At 70.7% G+C, this 17,645-nt stretch carries 15 protein-coding genes; 6 read left to right on the top strand and 9 right to left on the bottom strand.

What is annotated here, in order from left to right:
• The first annotated feature begins 133 nt into the window (after nucleotides 1-133).
• Nucleotides 134-835, top strand: a complete 702-nt coding sequence (locus ACFYQ5_RS35350; RefSeq protein WP_389203626.1) for a DUF5995 family protein — start codon at nucleotides 134-136, stop codon at nucleotides 833-835.
• 15 nt (nucleotides 836-850) lie between these two features.
• Here ACFYQ5_RS35350 and ACFYQ5_RS35345 read toward each other — a convergent pair whose 3' ends face one another.
• From ACFYQ5_RS35345 to ACFYQ5_RS35325, 5 genes are all read right to left on the bottom strand, one after another.
• Entirely contained in the window at nucleotides 851-2,542 is a 1,692-nt protein-coding gene (locus ACFYQ5_RS35345) for a flavin monoamine oxidase family protein (protein ID WP_389203624.1), read from the bottom strand.
• Nucleotides 2,543-2,587: 45 nt separating this feature from the next.
• On the bottom strand, nucleotides 2,588-3,385 hold the full coding sequence (locus ACFYQ5_RS35340) for a carbon-nitrogen hydrolase family protein (RefSeq protein WP_389203622.1): 798 nt from the start codon (nucleotides 3,383-3,385) through the stop codon (nucleotides 2,588-2,590).
• A gap of 209 nt (nucleotides 3,386-3,594) precedes the next feature.
• Nucleotides 3,595-4,050, bottom strand: coding sequence for an Lrp/AsnC family transcriptional regulator (locus ACFYQ5_RS35335; protein ID WP_389203620.1), 456 nt, complete (start codon nucleotides 4,048-4,050; stop codon nucleotides 3,595-3,597).
• 126 nt (nucleotides 4,051-4,176) lie between these two features.
• Nucleotides 4,177-5,637 carry an aldehyde dehydrogenase family protein gene (locus ACFYQ5_RS35330; protein WP_389203618.1) on the bottom strand — a complete coding sequence of 487 codons (1,461 nt, stop codon included), beginning with the start codon at nucleotides 5,635-5,637 and terminating at the stop codon, nucleotides 4,177-4,179.
• Nucleotides 5,638-5,845: 208 nt separating this feature from the next.
• Nucleotides 5,846-7,312: a GuaB1 family IMP dehydrogenase-related protein gene (locus ACFYQ5_RS35325; RefSeq protein WP_389203616.1), complete on the bottom strand. Its 1,467-nt coding sequence runs from the start codon at nucleotides 7,310-7,312 to the stop codon at nucleotides 5,846-5,848.
• A gap of 332 nt (nucleotides 7,313-7,644) precedes the next feature.
• On the opposite strand from ACFYQ5_RS35325, the gene ACFYQ5_RS35320 reads away from it, so the two are divergent.
• Nucleotides 7,645-8,697, top strand: coding sequence for a terpene cyclase (locus ACFYQ5_RS35320; RefSeq protein WP_389203615.1), 1,053 nt, complete (start codon nucleotides 7,645-7,647; stop codon nucleotides 8,695-8,697).
• Nucleotides 8,698-8,789: 92 nt separating this feature from the next.
• On the opposite strand, the gene ACFYQ5_RS35315 is transcribed toward ACFYQ5_RS35320, so the two are convergent.
• Together ACFYQ5_RS35315 and rpe are read right to left on the bottom strand one after the other, a co-directional pair.
• Nucleotides 8,790-9,776, bottom strand: a complete 987-nt coding sequence (locus ACFYQ5_RS35315) for a sugar-binding transcriptional regulator (protein WP_389203640.1) — start codon at nucleotides 9,774-9,776, stop codon at nucleotides 8,790-8,792.
• A gap of 139 nt (nucleotides 9,777-9,915) precedes the next feature.
• Nucleotides 9,916-10,599 (bottom strand): ribulose-phosphate 3-epimerase, encoded by a 684-nt coding sequence (rpe, locus tag ACFYQ5_RS35310; RefSeq protein ID WP_389203614.1) that lies wholly within the window; start codon nucleotides 10,597-10,599, stop codon nucleotides 9,916-9,918.
• 581 nt (nucleotides 10,600-11,180) lie between these two features.
• On the opposite strand from rpe, the gene ACFYQ5_RS35305 reads away from it, so the two are divergent.
• The 4 genes from ACFYQ5_RS35305 (at nucleotide 11,181) to ACFYQ5_RS35290 (ending at nucleotide 15,026) form a co-directional block, all read left to right on the top strand.
• Nucleotides 11,181-12,068, top strand: coding sequence for an ABC transporter permease (locus ACFYQ5_RS35305; protein ID WP_389203612.1), 888 nt, complete (start codon nucleotides 11,181-11,183; stop codon nucleotides 12,066-12,068).
• Between the two features lie 83 nt (nucleotides 12,069-12,151).
• The gene (locus ACFYQ5_RS35300) at nucleotides 12,152-13,207 is read left to right on the top strand and encodes an ABC transporter substrate-binding protein (RefSeq protein WP_389203611.1); all 1,056 of its coding nucleotides are present in this window, start codon (nucleotides 12,152-12,154) and stop codon (nucleotides 13,205-13,207) included.
• Nucleotides 13,191-14,027 carry an ABC transporter ATP-binding protein gene (locus ACFYQ5_RS35295; RefSeq protein ID WP_389203609.1) on the top strand — a complete coding sequence of 279 codons (837 nt, stop codon included), beginning with the start codon at nucleotides 13,191-13,193 and terminating at the stop codon, nucleotides 14,025-14,027. The genes ACFYQ5_RS35300 and ACFYQ5_RS35295 overlap by 17 nt, the downstream gene beginning before the upstream one ends.
• Before the next feature lie 63 nt (nucleotides 14,028-14,090).
• Nucleotides 14,091-15,026: a TauD/TfdA dioxygenase family protein gene (locus ACFYQ5_RS35290; protein WP_389203608.1), complete on the top strand. Its 936-nt coding sequence runs from the start codon at nucleotides 14,091-14,093 to the stop codon at nucleotides 15,024-15,026.
• Nucleotides 15,027-15,050: 24 nt separating this feature from the next.
• Here ACFYQ5_RS35290 and ACFYQ5_RS35285 read toward each other — a convergent pair whose 3' ends face one another.
• The gene (locus tag ACFYQ5_RS35285; RefSeq protein ID WP_389203606.1) at nucleotides 15,051-16,484 is read right to left on the bottom strand and encodes an RsmB/NOP family class I SAM-dependent RNA methyltransferase; all 1,434 of its coding nucleotides are present in this window, start codon (nucleotides 16,482-16,484) and stop codon (nucleotides 15,051-15,053) included.
• Nucleotides 16,485-16,563: 79 nt separating this feature from the next.
• A complete protein-coding gene (gene fmt / locus ACFYQ5_RS35280) occupies nucleotides 16,564-17,496 on the bottom strand; it encodes a methionyl-tRNA formyltransferase (RefSeq protein ID WP_389203603.1) in 933 nt (310 codons plus the stop codon).
• Nucleotides 17,497-17,645: the final 149 nt, after the last annotated feature.

Raw genomic sequence — 17,645 nt, 5'->3', positions numbered from 1 at the left:
CACCTCGGTCCTGCCCTCCGCGCGTACGCCCCGCACTACCGGTCCCCTCCCCCGGCGCCCGGTATTCGTCCGATCCGATGAAGTCTCCGGCCCGTCGGCGCCGTGGCGAGCCTAAGGCTGGGACGCTGCCCGTATGGAGCGGATCGAGCAGTTCGCAATTCCGGCCGGCGCGGTGACCGATGTCGGCGCGGTGATCGAGCGGATGCGGGCGTTCCGCTCCGCTTGGCCGCCCGGGGACGGTGTGGCGGTCTTCAACCAGGTCTATCTGACGGTCACGGAGGCGGTCGGCCGGCACATCACGGACGGCGCGTTCACGGACCGGGAAGCCGTGTCCGCACTGGACGTGCGGTTCGCCGAGCACTATCTGGCGGCGGTCGACACGGCGGTCTCCGGCGACCGTCCGCCCGAGTGCTGGCGCCCGCTTTTCCAGTACCGGCGCCATCCGGGCGTACGCCCGCTGCAGTTCGCCCTGGCCGGTGTCAACGCGCACATCGGGCACGACCTCGCACTGGCCGTGGTGGACACCTGCCGTACGCTCGACTGCGCTCCGCCGGACCTCAAGGGGGAGTTCGACCGGGTGGGCGATCTCCTCGTGATGCTGGAGGAACAGATCCGCGAAGATCTGATGCCCGGTCCCGATCTGCTGCAGGTCGCCGATCCCCTCATCCATCTCGCGGGGGCCTGGAGCCTGGAGCGGGCCCGCGAGGCGTCCTGGTCGGCGGCCCGGATGCTCTGGCAGCTGCGGGGAGTGCCGCCTCTGGCCGAGGAGTTCAGGGCGCGGATGGATGCCGGGACCGGGCTGGTGGGGCGCTTCCTGCTCACTCCGTGCCGCTGAGGCGGCGAGCCCGTCTCAGCCCTCCGGGAGCTCGACCGGCGCGATCTCGTCGAAGACGTCGCCCGGACCGGGGTTCGCGGGGTCGGTGGCCCCGCCGAACTGCGCCATCACACCCCAGACGGCGTTCAGCGCGGTCTGCACCGCTCCTTCGGCCCAGCCCGCCGTCCAGGAGATGTCGTCGCCGGCGAGGAACAGGCCGCGCTTGTCGGCGGGCAGCCGGTCCTGCATGAAGTGGGTGAAGAGGCGCCGCTGGTAGCGGTAGTGGCCGGGCAGATTCGCCTTGAACGCACCCATGAAGTACGGCTCGTTCTCCCAGGAGACGGTGACCGGGTTGCCGATGACGTGCTTGCGGATGTCGACGGCCGGATAGATCTCGCCGAGCGACTTGAGCATGACGTCCATGCGCTCGTTCGGTGAGAGCGGCAGCCACTTCAGGCTGTCGTCGCACCACGTGTAGGAGAGACAGATGACGGCCGGCTTGCCGGGCCCGTCGTCCAGAAGATACGTCCCCCGGGTCATCCGGTCCGTGAGCGTCATGGACATCGTGTCCCGGCCGGTCAGCTCGTCCTTGTCCAGCCAGAACGGCCGGTCGACCGGCACGAACAGCTTGGACGACTCCATGTAGTGGGTGCGCTCCATCGCCGTCCAGTGGTCGATCGGGAAGAGCGCGTCGTCGCAGGCGATCTTGGAGAGCAGCAGCCAGGACTGACCGGTGAAGACGGCGGCCCGGTAGGTGCGGATGTCGCCGGTGGCATCGGTGACGGTGATCCGGTTTCCGGCGGTGCGGTCGAGCCGGGTCACGGCGGTCCGCGGCTGCCCGTCGTGCAGGGAGGACAGCGAGGTGCCGGACGGCCAGTGCACCGTCTTCTGCGGTTCGCGGTCCCACAGGCGCAGCGGCAGCTGCTGGCTGCCGCCGACGATCCCCCGGTGGTGGTCGTCGGCCTCGGTGTAGACGACTCGGAGGATCTCCAGGATCGAGTTGGGGAAGTCGGTGTCCCAGCCTCCGGTGCCGAAGCCGACCTGGCCGAAGATCTCGCGGTGCCGGAAGGAGGCGAAGGCTTCCGAGCCGCAGAGGAAGCCGTAGAAGGTCTGGTCGTCGAGCTTCTCGACGAGCTCCGCCCAGATCTCCCGGATGCGCGGTACGTCGCGCTCGCGCATCGCACGGTTCATGTCGGAGAAGTCGGCGCCCTCCTCCAGACAGGAGTTCCAGGCGTCCATCACGTCACGGTACACCTGGGGCAGGTCGTCGATGGTCCGCGCGTAGTGGGACTCGCCCTTCAGGTCGACGACGGTCGACGGGGCTGCAGGGGAGAGGGGGTTGGGGAACGGTTCGGTCTCCAGGCCCACCAGGTCGATGTAGTGCTGGAGCGCCGTGGACGAGGGCGGGAAGCGCATCGCGCCCATCTCGGCGGTCAGCGAGGGGTCGCAGCCGTCGAAGCCGACGGTGCGCAGCCGGCCGCCGATACGGTCCGCCTCGTAGACGACGGGCTTCAGGCCCATCTTCATGAGTTCGTACGCGGTGATGATCCCGGAGAGCCCTCCGCCGATGACGGCGACCTCGGTGCCGTGTTCGGTGGCCGGTATCTGCCCGATGCCCGCCGGGTGGGCGAGGAAGTCGTCGTAGGCGTACGGGAAGTCCGGCCCGAACATGGTGATCGGCGGCTGCGCCTCGGTGTGCTGGACGGCGTTGGGCACCGTGGACGTCATGGGGTACGGACTCCTAGCGGGTGGACGAGGGACGGACGCGGAGGCTCAGACGAGGGAGCGGTACAGGCCGGGGACGCGGTCCTTGAGATAGGGGTTGGCGGCCCGTGACGCGGCGAGCAGTGCGGGGTCGACCTCACCGACGAGGAGTTCCTCGCCGCGGCCGGCGCGGGCGCGGACCGTGCCGTCGGGGCCGGCCAGGCAGCTCAGCCCGGTGAAGTCGAACTCGCCTTCCTTGCCTGCCCTGTTGACGTACGCGATGTACAGCTGGCTCTCGAACGCGCGCACCGGCACGACGGCTTCGGCGACGAACGGGAAGGGGTGCATCAGGGCGGTCGGGACCAGCAGCAGCTCGGTCCCGGCCAGGGCGTGGGCGCGCACGTTCTCCGGGAACTCGACGTCGTAGCAGATCAGCAGCCCGATCCGTACGCCGTGCAGCTCGGCCTGCACCACGGGCCGGTCACCGGGGGTGAACCACTCCTCCTCGAAGCTGCCGAAGAGGTGGGTCTTGCGGTAGTTCGCGAGCGGCGCCCCGTCGGGGCCGATGAGCTGCGCCGCGTTGAAGACCGCCTCACCGGCCCGTTCCGGGTAGCCGTAATGGACGGCGAGGCCGTGGCGTACGCAGATGCCGGCGACCGCTCGCGCGGCGGGCCCGTCCGCGGGCTCGGCCAGCTCGGGGACGGCGTCGCCTATGGCGTATCCGGTGAGGAACAGTTCCGGGCAGACCAGCAGCCGCGCACCCGCGGCGGCGGCCCGTGCCGCGGCCTCGTCGAGTGCGGCGAGGTTGTCGTCCACGGAACCGGCTCGTCCGGAGCTCTGGAGCAGGGCGGTGCGCAACGGCGGCATGGCTGACCTCGGGCGGGGCGGGCGGAGTAGGGGGACGTACTCAAGGTACGGTGCGTCATCACGGCCGACAAGGCGCGATTGTTGCGCTTGCACCGTCGATCCGTTGCGCGGCAAGCCGCTCCGGCGGTGATTCGTTGCGTGGGATGTCTTCGCAGGTCAGGCGAGTGATGTCGGTCTCGCCGCGCAGCCGCCCGGCTGCCCTGCCGGGGTCAGGCCGGCGGGCCCGACGAGTACCGCCGCAGCAGCGGGGAGAGCACGAGGACCGACTTGGTCCGCTCGACGTACGGCTCGCCGGCGATCCGCTCCAGCACCTGCTCGAAGTGCCGCATGTCGGCGGCGAAGACCTGCACGATCGCGTCGGCGTCGCCCGTCACCGTGGACGCGGACGCGACCTCCGGATACGTGGACAGGCCCCGTCTGATCGCCTCCGGGGCGGTGTTGCGGCTGCAGTAGATCTCGATGAAACCCTCGGTCTCCCAGCCGAGCGCCGCCGGGTCGACCCGCACGGTGAAGCCCGTGATGGCGCCGTCGGCGCGCAGCCGGTCCACGCGGCGTTTCACCGCGGGGGCGGAGAGGCCGATCAGGGCGCCGATGTCCGCGTAGGAGCGACGGGCGTCTTCGGCGAGGGCGTGGACGATGCGTTCGTCGAGGTCGTTCAGGCGCACTTCGGGTGGGTCACTTCTCTGCGGTGGTCGGATTCGGGGGCGGCTACGGGACGGCCCTTGGGGCCGCCCCCGAAGTAGACCATGGAGCGCGCCGCGCAGGGCACGCTCACCGCGGAGGACGGCCGGTCAGAAGGGGAACTCCGAGCGGCCGTGCTGGACCGAGATCCACTTCTGCGTGGTGAACGCCTCCAGCATCGACTCGCCGTTCAGGCGCCCGAGGCCCGAGTTCTTTTCCCCGCCGAACGGGACGATGGCCTCGTCGTGGACGGTGCCGTCGTTGATGTGGATCATGCCGGTGCGGATCCGCTGCCCCACCCGTACGCCACGCTCGATGTTGCCGGTGTGGACCGCGCCGCTCAGCCCGTACGGGGTGTCGTTGGCGATCCGTACGGCCTCGTCCTCGCCGTCGAAGGGGACGAGCAGGGCCACCGGCCCGAATATCTCCTGCTGCAGGACGGGCGAGTCGGCGGCGAGGCCGGTCAGCACGGACGGGCTCACCACATTGCCTTCGGCTCGGCCGTGCAGCAGCGCCGTGGCGCCCGCTTCCACGGTCTCGTCGACGAGCTTGGACACGGCGTCGGCCTGCGCGGAGCTGATCAGCGGGCCGATGTGAGTCGTGGGGTCGGCCGGGTCGCCGACGCGGAGGGAGGCGACCTTGGCGACGAACTTCTCGGTGAACTCCTGCTCCACCGAGCGGTCCACCAGGATGCGGTTGGCCGCCATGCAGACCTGGCCCTGGTGGATGTAGCGGCTGAAGACGGCCGCGTCGACGGCGTAGTCCACGTCGGCGTCGTCCAGGACGATCAGCGCGCTGTTGCCGCCCAGTTCGAGCACCGCGCGCTTGAGGTTGGCCGCGCACACCGTGGCGACGTGGCGGCCGATCCTGTCCGAGCCGGTGAAGGAGATGACCTGCGGGACGGGGTGCTCCAGCAGGCTGTCGCCGATCTCGGCGATGTCCGTGACCACGACGTTCAGCAGCCCGGCCGGCAGCCCCGCCTCCTCGAACACCTTGGCGATCAGCGTGCCCCCGCAGACCGGGGTGTTCTGGTGCGGCTTGAGGACCACGGCGTTACCGAGGGCCAGCGCGGGCGCGACCGACTTGAGCGACAGCAGGAAGGGGAAGTTGAAGGGGCTGATGACACCCACGACACCGACCGGCAGCCGGTAGACGCGGTTCTCCTTCCCCTCGGTCGGCGAGGGAAGTATCTGACCGGTGGACCGCAGCGTGAGCTGGACCGCCTCGCGCAGGAACTCCTTGGCGAGGTGCAGCTCGAAGCCGGCCTTCAGCCGGGTACCGCCGAGCTCCGCGACGATCGCCTCGCCGATCTCCGCCTCGCGCTCCTCGACGACGCGCAGCGCCTTCTCCAGCACGGTCCGCCTGGCATACGGGTTGGTGTCCGCCCATTCCGACTGCGCCCGCTCGGCCGCCCGGTAGGCCTGGTCGACCTCGTCGGCCGTCGCGACGGTGATCGAGGCGAGCTTCTCCCCGCTGTACGGGTTGAAGTCGATGATGTCCCAGGACCCCTTCCCCGGCCTCCACTCACCGTCGATGTACTGCTGGGCCAGGTCGGTGAAGAAGGAAGTCATGAATTCCCTTACCGCAGAAGGGGCGGGCAGCCGATTGCGGCTCATATTACTTACCCTTCAACCAAGTTGAAGGGAGAACGAAGTGCCTATGTGTGAAAACAACCGGTCATCCACGCCCGAGCACCCCGGACCCATACGAAAGGTGCCCCTCCCGGCGCGAACGCCGGGCAGGAGCACCCGTGATACGGATCCGCCGGACCCCGCGACATCAACTCCAGCTGGCGTGGAGCGGCTTGCCCTCCGCGTAGCCGGCGGCGCTCTGCACGCCCACGATCGCCTTCTCGGCGAACTCCTCCAGCGAGGACGCGCCCGCGTAGGTGCACGAGGAGCGCACACCGGCGATGATCGAGTCGATCAGGTCCTCCACACCGGGACGGGTGGGGTCGAGGAACATCCGCGAGGTGGAGATGCCTTCCTCGAACAGCCCCTTGCGGGCCCGGTCGTAGGCTGACTCCTCCGAGGTGCGGTTCTTGACCGCTCGCGCCGAGGCCATCCCGAACGACTCCTTGTAGTACCGCCCGTCGGCGGACTGCTGGAGGTCGCCGGGCGACTCGTACGTACCGGCGAACCAGGAGCCGACCATGACGTTGGACGCGCCTGCGGCGAGCGCCATCGCCACGTCACGCGGGTGCCGGACACCTCCGTCGGCCCAGACGTGCTTGCCGTGCTTCTTCGCCTCGGCGGCGCACTCCAGTACGGCGGAGAACTGCGGCCTGCCGACGCCGGTCATCATCCGGGTGGTGCACATCGCGCCGGGGCCCACACCGACCTTGATGATGTCGGCGCCCGCCTCGATGAGGTCACGCACGCCCTCGGCCGCCACGACGTTGCCCGCGACGATCGGCACGCCCGGGTCGAGCGCCCGGACGGCGGCGACCGCGCTGATCATGGATTCCTGGTGGCCGTGCGCGGTGTCCACGACGAGGGTGTCGACGCCGGCGTCGAGGAGCTGCTTGGCCTTGCCCGCCACATCGCCGTTGATGCCGACGGCCGCCGCGATCCGCAGCTTGCCGTCCGCGTCCGTCGCGGGGGTGTAGAGCGTCGCGCGCAGCGCGGCCTTGCGGGTGAGGATGCCGACGAGCCGGCCGTCCGCGTCCACCGCCGGGGCGAGCTTGCGGTTGGCGCCGTCGAGCGTGTTGAAGGCCTCGCGCGGGTCGATGTCCGCGTCGAGCACGACCAGGTCCTTGGACATGACCTCGGACAGCTGGGTGAAGCGGTCCACGCCGGTCAGGTCGTGATCGGTGACGACCCCCACCGGCCGGTGCTCCGCGTCGACGACGACACCGGCTCCGTGGGCCCGCTTGTGCAGCAGCGACAGCGCGTCGGCGACGGTCTGGCCGGGGGCCAGCACGATCGGCGTGTCGAGCACGAGGTGCCGCGTCTTGACCCAGCCGATGACCTCGGTGACGACGTCCATCGGAATGTCCTGGGGGATCACGACCAGACCACCACGGCGGGCGATGGTTTCGGCCATCCGGCGGCCCGCGATGGCGGTCATGTTCGCGACCACGAGCGGAATGGTGGTGCCGCTGCCGTCCGGCGAGGACAGATCCACGGCCTGCCGGGACCCGACCGCGGAACGGCCGGGAACCATGAAGACATCGTCGTACGTGAGGTCGTAGGGGACCGAGGGAGAGGCCGTGTAACGACCTGTGCCGGGCTCAAGAAAACGCATAACACCCATTTTTTCATATGAAACGGTGCAGGTCGTTTCCACAAAGACACAGCAATGGACTCCCGTGTTCGTCCGTTCCTCCAACGAGGCCGTACCGGGGGCCGGGCAAGTGGAAGCCTGCCTTACCCATGGACCCTACTCGAAACCCATGGACCCTACTCGAAACCCATGGACCCTACTCGAACAGGAATCGCTTCTTCGTGATCATTATCCCTGGACCGGGTGACGGAGCCTCAGGTAGCTTCAAAATCGCAGGTCCCTGCGGTAGGCGCGACGCCACCCAGCCTGGAACACCTGTCACGCGTTTGGCCGGAGAGGATGGGGATCCGCCCGTGGAAAGCGAACTGCCCGACATCTATTGTCCGTTCCCCCGGCGGAGCAATCCGCACGTGGTGCACACCCGCGAACATCTCGACACCTGGACACGACGCACCGGCCTGGTCCATCGAAAATCGGCCAGGCAGCGCTTCGAGCAGGCGGACTTCGGCGCCTTCGTGGCCATGGTCCACCCGACGGCGAACAGCGAGCACCTCGACCTGGTCGCCGACTGGTTCGTCTGGCTCTTCCTCGTCGACGACCAGCTGGACGACGGAGACCTGGGCCGCAGTCCCGACCGGGTACGCGACGTGGTGGAACGGATGCGTGCCGTGGTCGAGGGCAGGGCCCCCGGCCCCCGGCCGGATGAGGAGGCCCCCGCCGCGCTGGTCGCCCTGACGGACCTGTGGGAACGTACGGTCCCGCAGGCCTCCCCCCACTGGCGGACCCGCTTCACCTGGCACCTCATGACGTATCTGACGACCGCCACCACCTGGGAGGCCGGAAACCGGGCCGACGGTGTCGTGCCGTCCGAGGCGACGTACATCGCCAAGCGCCGGCACACCGGAGCGATCCATGTGTGCATGGACCTGATAGAGATCGTGGCCGGCGTGAACGTGCCGGAGTCGATCCACAACGACGCCCGGTTCATCACGGCGCTGGAGGCGTCCTGCAACGTCGTCTGCTGGGCGAACGACGTCTACTCCTACGAGAAGGAGCAGGTTCTGGGCGAGATCCACAATCTCGTCCATCTGGTCCGTCACCACCGCGGCTACGGGAAGCGGCAGGCGCTCGAGCACGTGTGCGCCGAGATCGCCACCGAGACGCAACGGTTCCTCACCGCCGAGGACGAACTGCTGAACCGGCACCCGGAGCTGGCGGGCCTGCTCGTGCCCTATCTCGACGGGATGCGGAGCTGGATGCGCGGGAATCTGGACTGGTCGCGGCAGACCCCCCGCTACAACCCGGCGGATGTCAGCCAGTACGCGGAGCCCGGGGCATATCTGGAGGAGTCCGTCCTCGGCACGGGCGCGGAACACGCGCGTCTGGGCGCCTGCAACGGCCGCTGACACCGGGCATGACGGAGGCCGGACACCCGTGCGGGCGTCCGGCCTCGGTCGTGCCCGGTGTCAGTCGTGATCGGGATCAGTCGCGAGCGGGGTCACTCGTCCGGGTCGGCGCGCTCCAGCGCGGGCCGCTGTCCGGCGGCGGACTCCGTCAGGAGGTAGTCGGCCGCAGCCGTGTCCGTGACGAGGCTGGTGACCAGCCCCGAGCGCAGCACCGCGCCGATCGCCGCAGCCTTGCGCTGGCCTCCGGCGATGGCCACCACCTCGGGGATCCGGCGCAGCCGGTCCGCCTCCACGGTGATGCACCGCTCACCGAGGTCCCGGCCGACCCGGCGACCGTTCGTGTCGAACAGGTGGGCGGACATCTCCGCCGCGACACCGAGCGAGGCGTAATGGCCCCGCTCCTCGTCCGAGAGCATGTCGTGGACGGTGGAGATGCCGGGCTCCCAGGAGCCGATGGAGACCGCGGCGACCGTCACCTTGTCGAAGTATTCGAAAGCGCGGGCGATACCCGTCTGGTGCCGCAGCGCGGCCGCCGTCGCCGGATCGGGCAGCAGCATCGGAGCGTAGATCGGATGTGCCTCACCGCCGGACACCTGTGCGGCCCGGCGCACCGCCTCGACCGAGCCGCGCTCCGCCGTCCCCGCGTCGTAGACGCCGGTCAGCTGCACGACCGTACACGGGGGCAGCCGGTCGAGGGCCGCCGCCATGTGGATGGTGGAGCGGCCCCAGGCCAGCCCCAGCACATCCCCCTCGTTCACCAGTTCGCCGAGCAGATCGGCGGCCACCTCGCCGAGATTCTCCGGATCGGCGGCGTCGTCCTGCTCCTCCGCCGGTGATTCGACCACGACAGCGTGCCGCAGGCCGTAGCGGGCCCGGAGCGCGTCGGAGCGCTCCGCGTCCAGCTCCGCCGGTACCCGGATCTCGATCCGTACGAGATCACGCTCGAGGGCCGTCTCCAGGACCCGGGCCACCTTGAAGCGGCTGACGCCGAACTCCTCGGCAATCTGGATCTTCGACTTTCCCTCAAGGTAGAACCGGCGGGCCATGGCCGCCGCCTGCACCAGCTCCGCGGGTCCCATCCGCATGGCTGACCGACCCGCCGAGATGCCAGACACCGCGATCTCCTCACTGCTGTTCACACGCTCGATACGCCGTTCATCCTGTCAGATCCGGCGATCCTTGATCAGGCCCGTCGGGCCGCGTTCATCTGCGGTTGGTTCAGTGGCCGCATGCCCAAGGTGCGGAAGCCGTGGCCGTGTCCGCCTGGGCGCGCAGCGCCCGTACCGCCTCGGCCGGGTCGTCGGCCCCGTAGACCGCCGAGCCCGCGACGAACACATCCGCGCCGGCCTCGGCGCACCGCTCGATGGTGGTGGCGGAGACCCCGCCGTCGACCTGCAGCCACAGCTCGAGGCCGTGCTTCGAGATCAGCTCACGCGTGCGGCGGATCTTCGGCAGCATGATGTCCAGGAACGCCTGGCCGCCGAACCCCGGCTCCACCGTCATGATCAGCAGCATGTCGAGCTCCGGGAGCAGGTCCTCGTACGGCTCGATGGGCGTCGCGGGCTTGAGCGCCATGGAGGCGCGCGCACCCTTCGCCCTGATCTCCCGGGCCAGGCGTACGGGCGCGGCCGCGGCCTCCGCGTGGAAGGTGACCGAGCCCGCACCGGCCTCGACGTACTGCGGCGCCCAGCGGTCCGCGTTCTCGATCATGAGGTGGCAGTCCAGCGGGGTGTCCGTGGCCTTGCTCAGCGCCTCCACGATCGGTACGCCGAGTGTCAGGTTGGGCACGAAATGGTTGTCCATGACATCGACATGGAGCCAGTCGGCGCCATCCACGGCCTTCGCCTCCTCGGCGAGACGTGCGAAGTCGGCGGACAGAATGCTGGGGTTGATCTGGGCCATGCACCCAGCCTGCCATGCTCCGCGCCACTTCCCCGCCTCGGTGCGCCTCAAAGCCTCACGGGATCATTACGGTTCGCACAATCCCGCCCTTTTCGCCCGCGATTCCATCGCGCGGTACCGGCCCGCCGACCGGTTCCGGCGGACAGCGCGGACCCGTCGAGCGTGTTCCGGTCCGTACCAGGACGCGGACAGCCCCTGGTGCCCACCAGGCGCCTGTGTTACAAACTCCCCGTGATCAGCGACCAGTTCCTGACGGCACGCCTCAGCATCGATCTCTGCCGTGTGACCAGCTGCTCCTGTTGAGCCTGGACCGGCAGCGCTGAGCGCTACCAGAACTGTGCGGCGTCGTCCGCCCGCCTTCCGGCCGCCCCTCGGGTGAGCCGGCGGTCTCCCTCCAGAACCCTGTCCGCGCAACGGACCGGACGCTTTTCGTCCGCGTACGGCGCACGGCCGCACACGTTCTGCGGGGCCCCTCCCCTCGTTGCCCGCGGGCGCCGTCGTCCGCGCCCCTCGTCCCTCTGCCCGGCCCTGTCCGCCCCCCGGCGGCCCGGTGTCTTCGGCACCTCTCGACGGAGTCCGCCATGACCACGTCCATCAGCACGGAGAAGCAGCCGTCCGGCCCGGCGCCCTCCGGTGAGCATGCTCCCCCGTCACCCTCTCCCCGCCGCCGCTCACCGGAGAGGGCGGCGCGACTGCGCCGGGTGGGGCTGCGGCTGCTCGCTCTGGTCGTGCTGCTCGCCCTCTGGCAGCTCGTCACCGCCCTGCGGCTGTGGTCGCCGTTGCTGGTGCCCCCGCCGTCGGCCGTCTGGGACGCGCTCGTCGAGACGTCCGGCACCCATGACGGGGTGCGCGGCTACCAGGGCCACACCCTGATCGAGCATCTGGGCATCAGCCTGCGCCGGATCGCGATCGGTGCGGGCGCCGGTGTCCTGGCCGGGCTGGTGGCCGGGGTGCTGATGGGCACGCTGCCGTGGGTGCGAGTGGTGTTCGAACCGGCGGTGGCCTTCCTCCGGACCCTGCCGCCGCTCGCCTATTTCAGTCTGCTGATCATCTGGTTCGGCATCGACGAGGCGCCCAAGCTGTGGCTGCTGGCGATCGCCGCCATGCCGCCCGTGGCCGTGGCCACCGCGTCCGCCGTCGCCTCCGCGCCCGCCTCGCTGGTGGAGGCCGCTCGGGCCATCGGGGCGCGTCGCTCGCAGGTCGTGACCTCCGTCGTCCTGCCGTCCGCGCTGCCGGAGATCCTGGTCGGCGTACGGCTGGCGTTCGGGATCGCCTACTCCTCGGTGGTGGCCGCCGAAACCGTCAACGGGCTGCCCGGCATCGGCGGCATGATCCGCGACGCCCAGCGCTACAACCAGTCCGACGTGGTCGTCCTCGGACTCTTCGCGATCGGCGTCTCCGGCCTGCTGATCGACGCCCTGCTGCGAGGCGCCGAGAACCGGCTCGCGCCCTGGCGCCGGCTGTCATGACCCTCCCGGCCCCCGCACTCACCGTCCGGCCTCGTTCCTGTGCCGCTCCCCCTCCGACCGATCAACGAACGAAGGACCACGTCATGCCCGGAACACGCGGTCTGCGCCGCACCTCCCTGCTCGTCGCCGCTCTGGGGGCACTCGTCGTCGTCACCGCCTGCGGTACCGGCGGTGGCGGAGGCGGTGACGACCAGGGCGGCGGAAAGACGATCCGGATCGGCTACCAGGCCTTCCCCAGCGGCGACTTGATCGTGAAGGAGAAGGGCTTGCTGGAGAAGGCGCTGCCGGACCACACGATCAAGTGGATCAAGTTCGACTCCGGCGCGACCATCAACACCGCCTTCGTCGCGGGTTCGGTCGATCTGGCCGCGATCGGCTCCAGCCCGGTGGCGCGCGGCCTGTCCGAGCCTCTGAACATCCCGTACCAGGTCACCTGGGTGCTGGATGTCGCCGGTGACAACGAGGCGCTGGTGGCCCGTGACGGCTCCGGGATCAAGGACGTCAAGGACCTCGCGGGCCGCAAGGTCGCCACCCCCTTCAGTTCCACCTCGCACTACAGCCTGCTCGCAGCGCTCGACAAGGCCGGCGTGGACGCGTCGAAGGTCGATCTGCTCGACCTCGAACCACAGGACATCGTCGCGGCCTGGTCGCGCGGGGACATCGACGCGGCCTACGTCTGGCTGCCCACGCTCGACGAACTCGGGAAGACCGGCACGACCCTGATCTCCAGCCGCGAACTGGCCGCGTCCGGTAAGCCCACACTCGACCTGGGGGTGGCGTCCACCGCCTTCATCGAGAAGCAGCCCGAGGTCATCGCCGCCTGGCGCAAGGCCCAGGCGGAGGCCCTGGACCTGATCCATGACGACCCGTCGGCCGCCGCCGAGGCCGTCGGCAAGCAGCTCGGGACCAGTCCTCAGGACGCCGCCGCCCAGCTGAAGCAGGGCATCTTCCTCAAGCCGGCCGAACAGGCCGACGACAAGTGGCTGGGCCGCCCGGGCCAGGTCGGCGGCCTGGCACAGAACCTGCGGAGCGCTGCGGAGTTCCTGGCCGGACAGAAGCAGATCCCGGCCGCTCCGGAACTCGCGGAGCTGGAGAAGGCCGTATACGTGGAAGGGCTGAGCGATGCAGTCTCCGGATGACCTCCGAGCCGATGCCCGGGACGGCGCCCGGGAAGCCGGTACGGCGACGGCCACGCCCGCCGTGTCCGTACGCGAGGTGACGCACCGCTACGGTCGCGGCGCGGACGCCGTGACGGCCCTCGGTCCGCTGTCGCTCGACATCCCCGCCGGCGAGTTCCTGGTACTCGTGGGCCCCTCCGGGAGCGGGAAGAGCACCCTGCTGCGGCTGATCGCCGGCTTCGAGCACGCGTCCTCCGGCGAGGTCACCGTGCACGGCGGGACGCCGGAACCCGGGCGTCAGGCGGGTGTCGTCTTCCAGCAGCCACGGCTGTTCCCCTGGCACACGGTCGGGGAGAACATCTCTCTGGCGCTGCGTTACGCGGGAGTCCCCCGGTCCGAACGCCCCGCGCGCGTCGAGGAGTTGCTGGAGCGGGTCGGGCTGACCGGAACCGCACGACGCAGGACCTGGCAGATCTCGGGGGGCCAGCAGCAACGGGTGGCCATCGCCCGGGCCCTGGCCGGCGGCAAGGACCTGCTGCTGCTCGACGAGCCGTTCGCCGCCCTGGACGCGCTCACACGTGAGCGGCTCCAGGAGGATCTGCGCACGGTCAGCTCCCTGACCGGGATCACCTCGGTCTTCGTCACGCACAGCGTGGACGAGGCCGTCTTCCTCGGCACGCGCGCGGTTGTCCTGAGCGCAGGGCCGGGTACGGTCGCACTGGACGTCCCGATCCCCTTGCCCCGTACCGGGAACGAAGACCCGGACGGGCTGAGGGGACTGCCCGAGTACGCCGCGCTGCGCGCCGAGATCGGCTCGGCGGTACGCGACGCGGCCCGCTGACCGACGGAGGCCGCCCACCCCTACGAGCGGCCTCCCGCACGCCCCACGCAGACAGGAGTCCCCATGTCCCTCACCGCGTCCGTCGGTTCCGGCCCCGCGCTACGCGCCTCCCCGCTGCCCCCGGACGGACTGTACGAAGGCCCCCGCGAGCTGCGCAGGCTGGCGCCGGGTCAGCCCGACCGGCCCTACACGCTGTTCGACGTCGTTCCGCTCGGCACGGTCATCGGGGCCGAGATCAGCGGCGTCGACCTGACCCGTCCGCTCACGCCCGCCGTGCGCGCTGAGCTCGACCGGGCGCTGCTGGAGTGGAAGGTGCTCTTCTTCCGCGGGCAGCACCCCAGTTCGGCCGAGCAGCGTTCCTTCGCCCGCAACTGGGGCGAGCTGGAGACCAATCCCCTGCTGGCCGTCGGGGACGATCCGCAGGTGGCGCGCTTCGACCGTTCGTCCACGCCCAGCTTCGAGAACGTCTGGCACACCGATGTGACGTTCCGCGAACGGCCCGCGCTCGGCGCGGTCCTCCACCTGCGCGAGGTACCTCCGTACGGCGGCGACACGATGTGGGCCGACATGGCCGCCGCGTACGACAACCTTGCGCCGGAGGTGAAGGCGCGCCTGGAGGGAGCGCGTGCGGTGCATGACTTCGTGCCGGGGTTCGCGCGGTTCACCCCCGAGGAGCGGCTGGTCCCCTTCCAGGACCGCTTCCCGCCGGTCGAGCACCCGGTGGTGCGGACGCATCCCGACACCGGACGCCGGATGCTCTTCGTCAACACCTCGTTCACCACCCGGATCGTGGGCTGGGACCAGGAGGAGAGCGACCGGATGCTGCGCCTGCTGTTCCAGCAGGCCCATGTGCCCGAGTACCAGGTGCGCTTCACCTGGCGCGCGGGTGACGTCGCCTTCTGGGACAACCGGGCGACGCAGCACTACGCCGTGAACGACTATGCCCCGCACCGCAGGGTGGCCGAACGCGTCGCCGTCGCGGGCGACCGCCCGCGCTGACGGACGCGTGCTGCGCCGCCGGGTTCAGCCCGTGCGGCGCAGCAGAGCCAGATACATGGCGTCCGTGCCGTGCAGATGCGGCCACAGCTGGACGTCGGGCCCGTCGCCCAGCGCGGGCACGCCGGGCAGCAGCGGACGGGCGTCGACCCACTCCGCCTCGACCGGCGCTCCGCCACGTCCCTTGAGTACGTCCTCCACGACGACCCTGGTCTCCGCGAGGTGCGGCGAGCAGGTCGCGTAACCGACGACGCCACCGATCCGTACGGCCTTCAACGCCTCGCGCAGCAGACCGCGTTGCAGGGGGGCGAAGCTCTCCAGGTCGTCCGCGCGGCGCCGCCAGCGGGATTCCGGGCGCCGGCGCAGCGCGCCGAGACCGGAGCAGGGCACGTCCATGAGGACCCGGTCGAAGGAGCCGGGCTGCCACGGCGGCCGGGTCCCGTCGGCGGTGATCACCTGGTAGGGCCCCGGGTTGCCGGCCAGCGCGCGCTCGACGAGCCGGGCTCGGTGCGGCTGCTTCTCCGCGGCGAGCAGGGTGGCGCCGCGTCCGGCGGCGATCGCGGCCAGCAGCGCGGCCTTGCCGCCCGGTCCCGCGCAGCCGTCCAGCCACCGGGTGTCAGCGCCCTCGACCGGAGCGTTGGCCAGGGCGGCGGCGACGAGCTGACTTCCCTCGTCCTGCACACCGGCGCTGCCGTCCCGTACGGCGGCCAGGGCACCGGGCTCGCCGCCCTCGGCCATCCGTACGGCGTACGGCGACCAGCGGCCGGGCAGACCGCTCTCCTCGCCGAGGGCGTCCAGCAACTCGTCGGTGGTGGAGCGGCCGGGGCGGGCGGCCAGCGTCACCTCGGGCCGTTCGTTGTCCGCCTCCAGCAGGTCCTCGATCCCGGCTCGGCCGCCGCCCAGGGCGTCCCAGAGGGCGGAGACGATCCACCGGGGGTGCGAGTGGACGACGGAGAGGTGCTCCTCGGCGTCCTCGTCGTACGAGGGCGCGACGCGCTCCAGCCAGCCGTCGAGGTCGTGCGCGGTGACCTTGCGCAGCACCGCGTTGACGAATTTGGCGCGGCCCTCGCCGAGCACCACCCGTGCCAGCTCCACACTGGCGGAGACGGCGGCGTGGGTGGGGATGCGGGTGCCGAGCAGCTGGTGGACGCCCATGTTGAGCACATCGAGCACCGGAGGGTCGACCTCGCGCAGCGGCCGGTCGATGCAGGCGGCGACGATCGCGTCGTACGTGCCCTGCCGGCGCAGGGTGCCGTAGACCAGCTCGGTCGCGAGCGCCGCGTCCCTGCCCTCGAAGTCGCCCTTGGCCCGTGCCTTCTTCAGCAGCGGGGGGAGGACGAGGTTGGCGTAGGCGTCGCGCTCGTCGACGGCCCTGAGCACCTCGAAGGCGAGGAACCGGACCGGGTCCTTCTGGGGACGGCGATGCGGCTTGGCGGGACGGCGACGCTGCTGGTCGTTCACGTGAAAGGTGCTCCGCTGATGGTGAGGGGGCGAACCCGTCCAGCGTACGTCGCCGGAGCCGGACACCCCCTCCCCGGTCTCAGAGTCCCAGCAGCTCCCCGTGGGCGATGCGCACGCCTCGTGCCCAGTCGGCGGCCCTCATCGGCTTCTTGCCCTGCGGCTGGACCCAGAGGAGCTCCACGGCGTGCGAGCCGGTGCCGACGTACACGTTGTTCTTGCCCGCCGAGAGCTCGCCCGGGGCCAGATCCGTACGGTCCAGGACGGGCACGGCCTGGACCAGCTTGAGGCGCTCACCGCGGAAGAGCGTCCATGCCCCCGGGGCGGGGGTGCAGCCGCGCACCACGCGGTCGACCCGGAGCGCGGGCTCGGACCACCGCACCTGGGCGTCCTCGACGCTGATCTTGGGTGCGAGGGTGACTCCCTCGGCGGGCTGCGGGACGGCGTGCAGGGTGCCGTCCTCGATGCCGTCCATGGTCGCCGCGAGCAGCCCGGCGCCCGCGAAGGCGAGCCGGGTGAGCAGATCACCGCTGGTGTCGGTGGGCCGGACCTCCTCGGTCAGGACGCCGTACACCGGCCCCGAGTCCAGCCCCTCCTCGATCAGGAACGTCGACGCGCCGGTGACCTCGTCGCCGGCCATCACCGCGTGCTGCACGGGTGCGGCGCCACGCCAGGCGGGGAGGAGCGAGAAGTGCAGGTTGACCCAGCCGCGGGCGGGGACGGCGAGTGCGGTCTTGGGCAGCAGCGCGCCGTACGCGACGACGGGGCAGCAGTCCGGGGCGATCTCCCGGAGCCGGGCCAGGAAGTCCTCGTCGCGCGGCCTGACGGGCTTGAGCACCTCGATGCCCGCCTCCTCGGCGCGCTCGGCCACGGGGCTGGCGATCAGCCGTCGTCCCCGCCCGGCGGGCGCGTCGGGGCGGGTCACCACGGCGGCCACCTCGTGGCGGTCGGAGGCGATCAGGGCGTCCAGAGCGGGAACGGCTACCTCGGGGGTGCCTGCGAAGACGAGCTTCATGGGTGGCGGACTGCCTCTCGGGCGGAACGTACGTACGTGGCGTGCAGCACACCAGTCTAGGCCCGGACTTCGCGGGTCGTTGATTCGTATGATGTGACCGGTCCGGGCGTGTCCCGGACCGGTGGTGTGGCGTTGGGTGGGGTGTGTCG

The sequence above is a fragment of the Streptomyces sp. NPDC005794 genome, assembly GCF_042871445.1.
Lineage (GTDB): Bacteria > Actinomycetota > Actinomycetes > Streptomycetales > Streptomycetaceae > Streptomyces.
Note: the sequence above shows the minus strand (reverse complement) of the source record. Positions and strands in the feature narration are given on the sequence as shown.

Bases quoted from the DNA above. Each gene is read 5' to 3' on its own strand.
- ACFYQ5_RS35305 (WP_389203612.1), top strand. From the start codon at position 11,181: ATGACCACGTCCATCAGCACGGAGAAGCAGCCGTCCGGCCCGGCGCCC.
- ACFYQ5_RS35290 (WP_389203608.1), top strand. From the start codon at position 14,091: ATGTCCCTCACCGCGTCCGTCGGTTCCGGCCCCGCGCTACGCGCCTCC.
- fmt (WP_389203603.1), bottom strand. From the start codon at position 17,496: ATGAAGCTCGTCTTCGCAGGCACCCCCGAGGTAGCCGTTCCCGCTCTG.
- ACFYQ5_RS35295 (WP_389203609.1), top strand. From the start codon at position 13,191: ATGCAGTCTCCGGATGACCTCCGAGCCGATGCCCGGGACGGCGCCCGG.
- ACFYQ5_RS35325 (WP_389203616.1), bottom strand. From the start codon at position 7,312: ATGCGTTTTCTTGAGCCCGGCACAGGTCGTTACACGGCCTCTCCCTCG.
- ACFYQ5_RS35340 (WP_389203622.1), bottom strand. From the start codon at position 3,385: ATGCCGCCGTTGCGCACCGCCCTGCTCCAGAGCTCCGGACGAGCCGGT.
- ACFYQ5_RS35345 (WP_389203624.1), bottom strand. From the start codon at position 2,542: ATGACGTCCACGGTGCCCAACGCCGTCCAGCACACCGAGGCGCAGCCG.
- ACFYQ5_RS35350 (WP_389203626.1), top strand. From the start codon at position 134: ATGGAGCGGATCGAGCAGTTCGCAATTCCGGCCGGCGCGGTGACCGAT.
- ACFYQ5_RS35315 (WP_389203640.1), bottom strand. From the start codon at position 9,776: ATGGGACCCGCGGAGCTGGTGCAGGCGGCGGCCATGGCCCGCCGGTTC.
- rpe (WP_389203614.1), bottom strand. From the start codon at position 10,599: ATGGCCCAGATCAACCCCAGCATTCTGTCCGCCGACTTCGCACGTCTC.
- ACFYQ5_RS35330 (WP_389203618.1), bottom strand. From the start codon at position 5,637: ATGACTTCCTTCTTCACCGACCTGGCCCAGCAGTACATCGACGGTGAG.
- ACFYQ5_RS35300 (WP_389203611.1), top strand. From the start codon at position 12,152: ATGCCCGGAACACGCGGTCTGCGCCGCACCTCCCTGCTCGTCGCCGCT.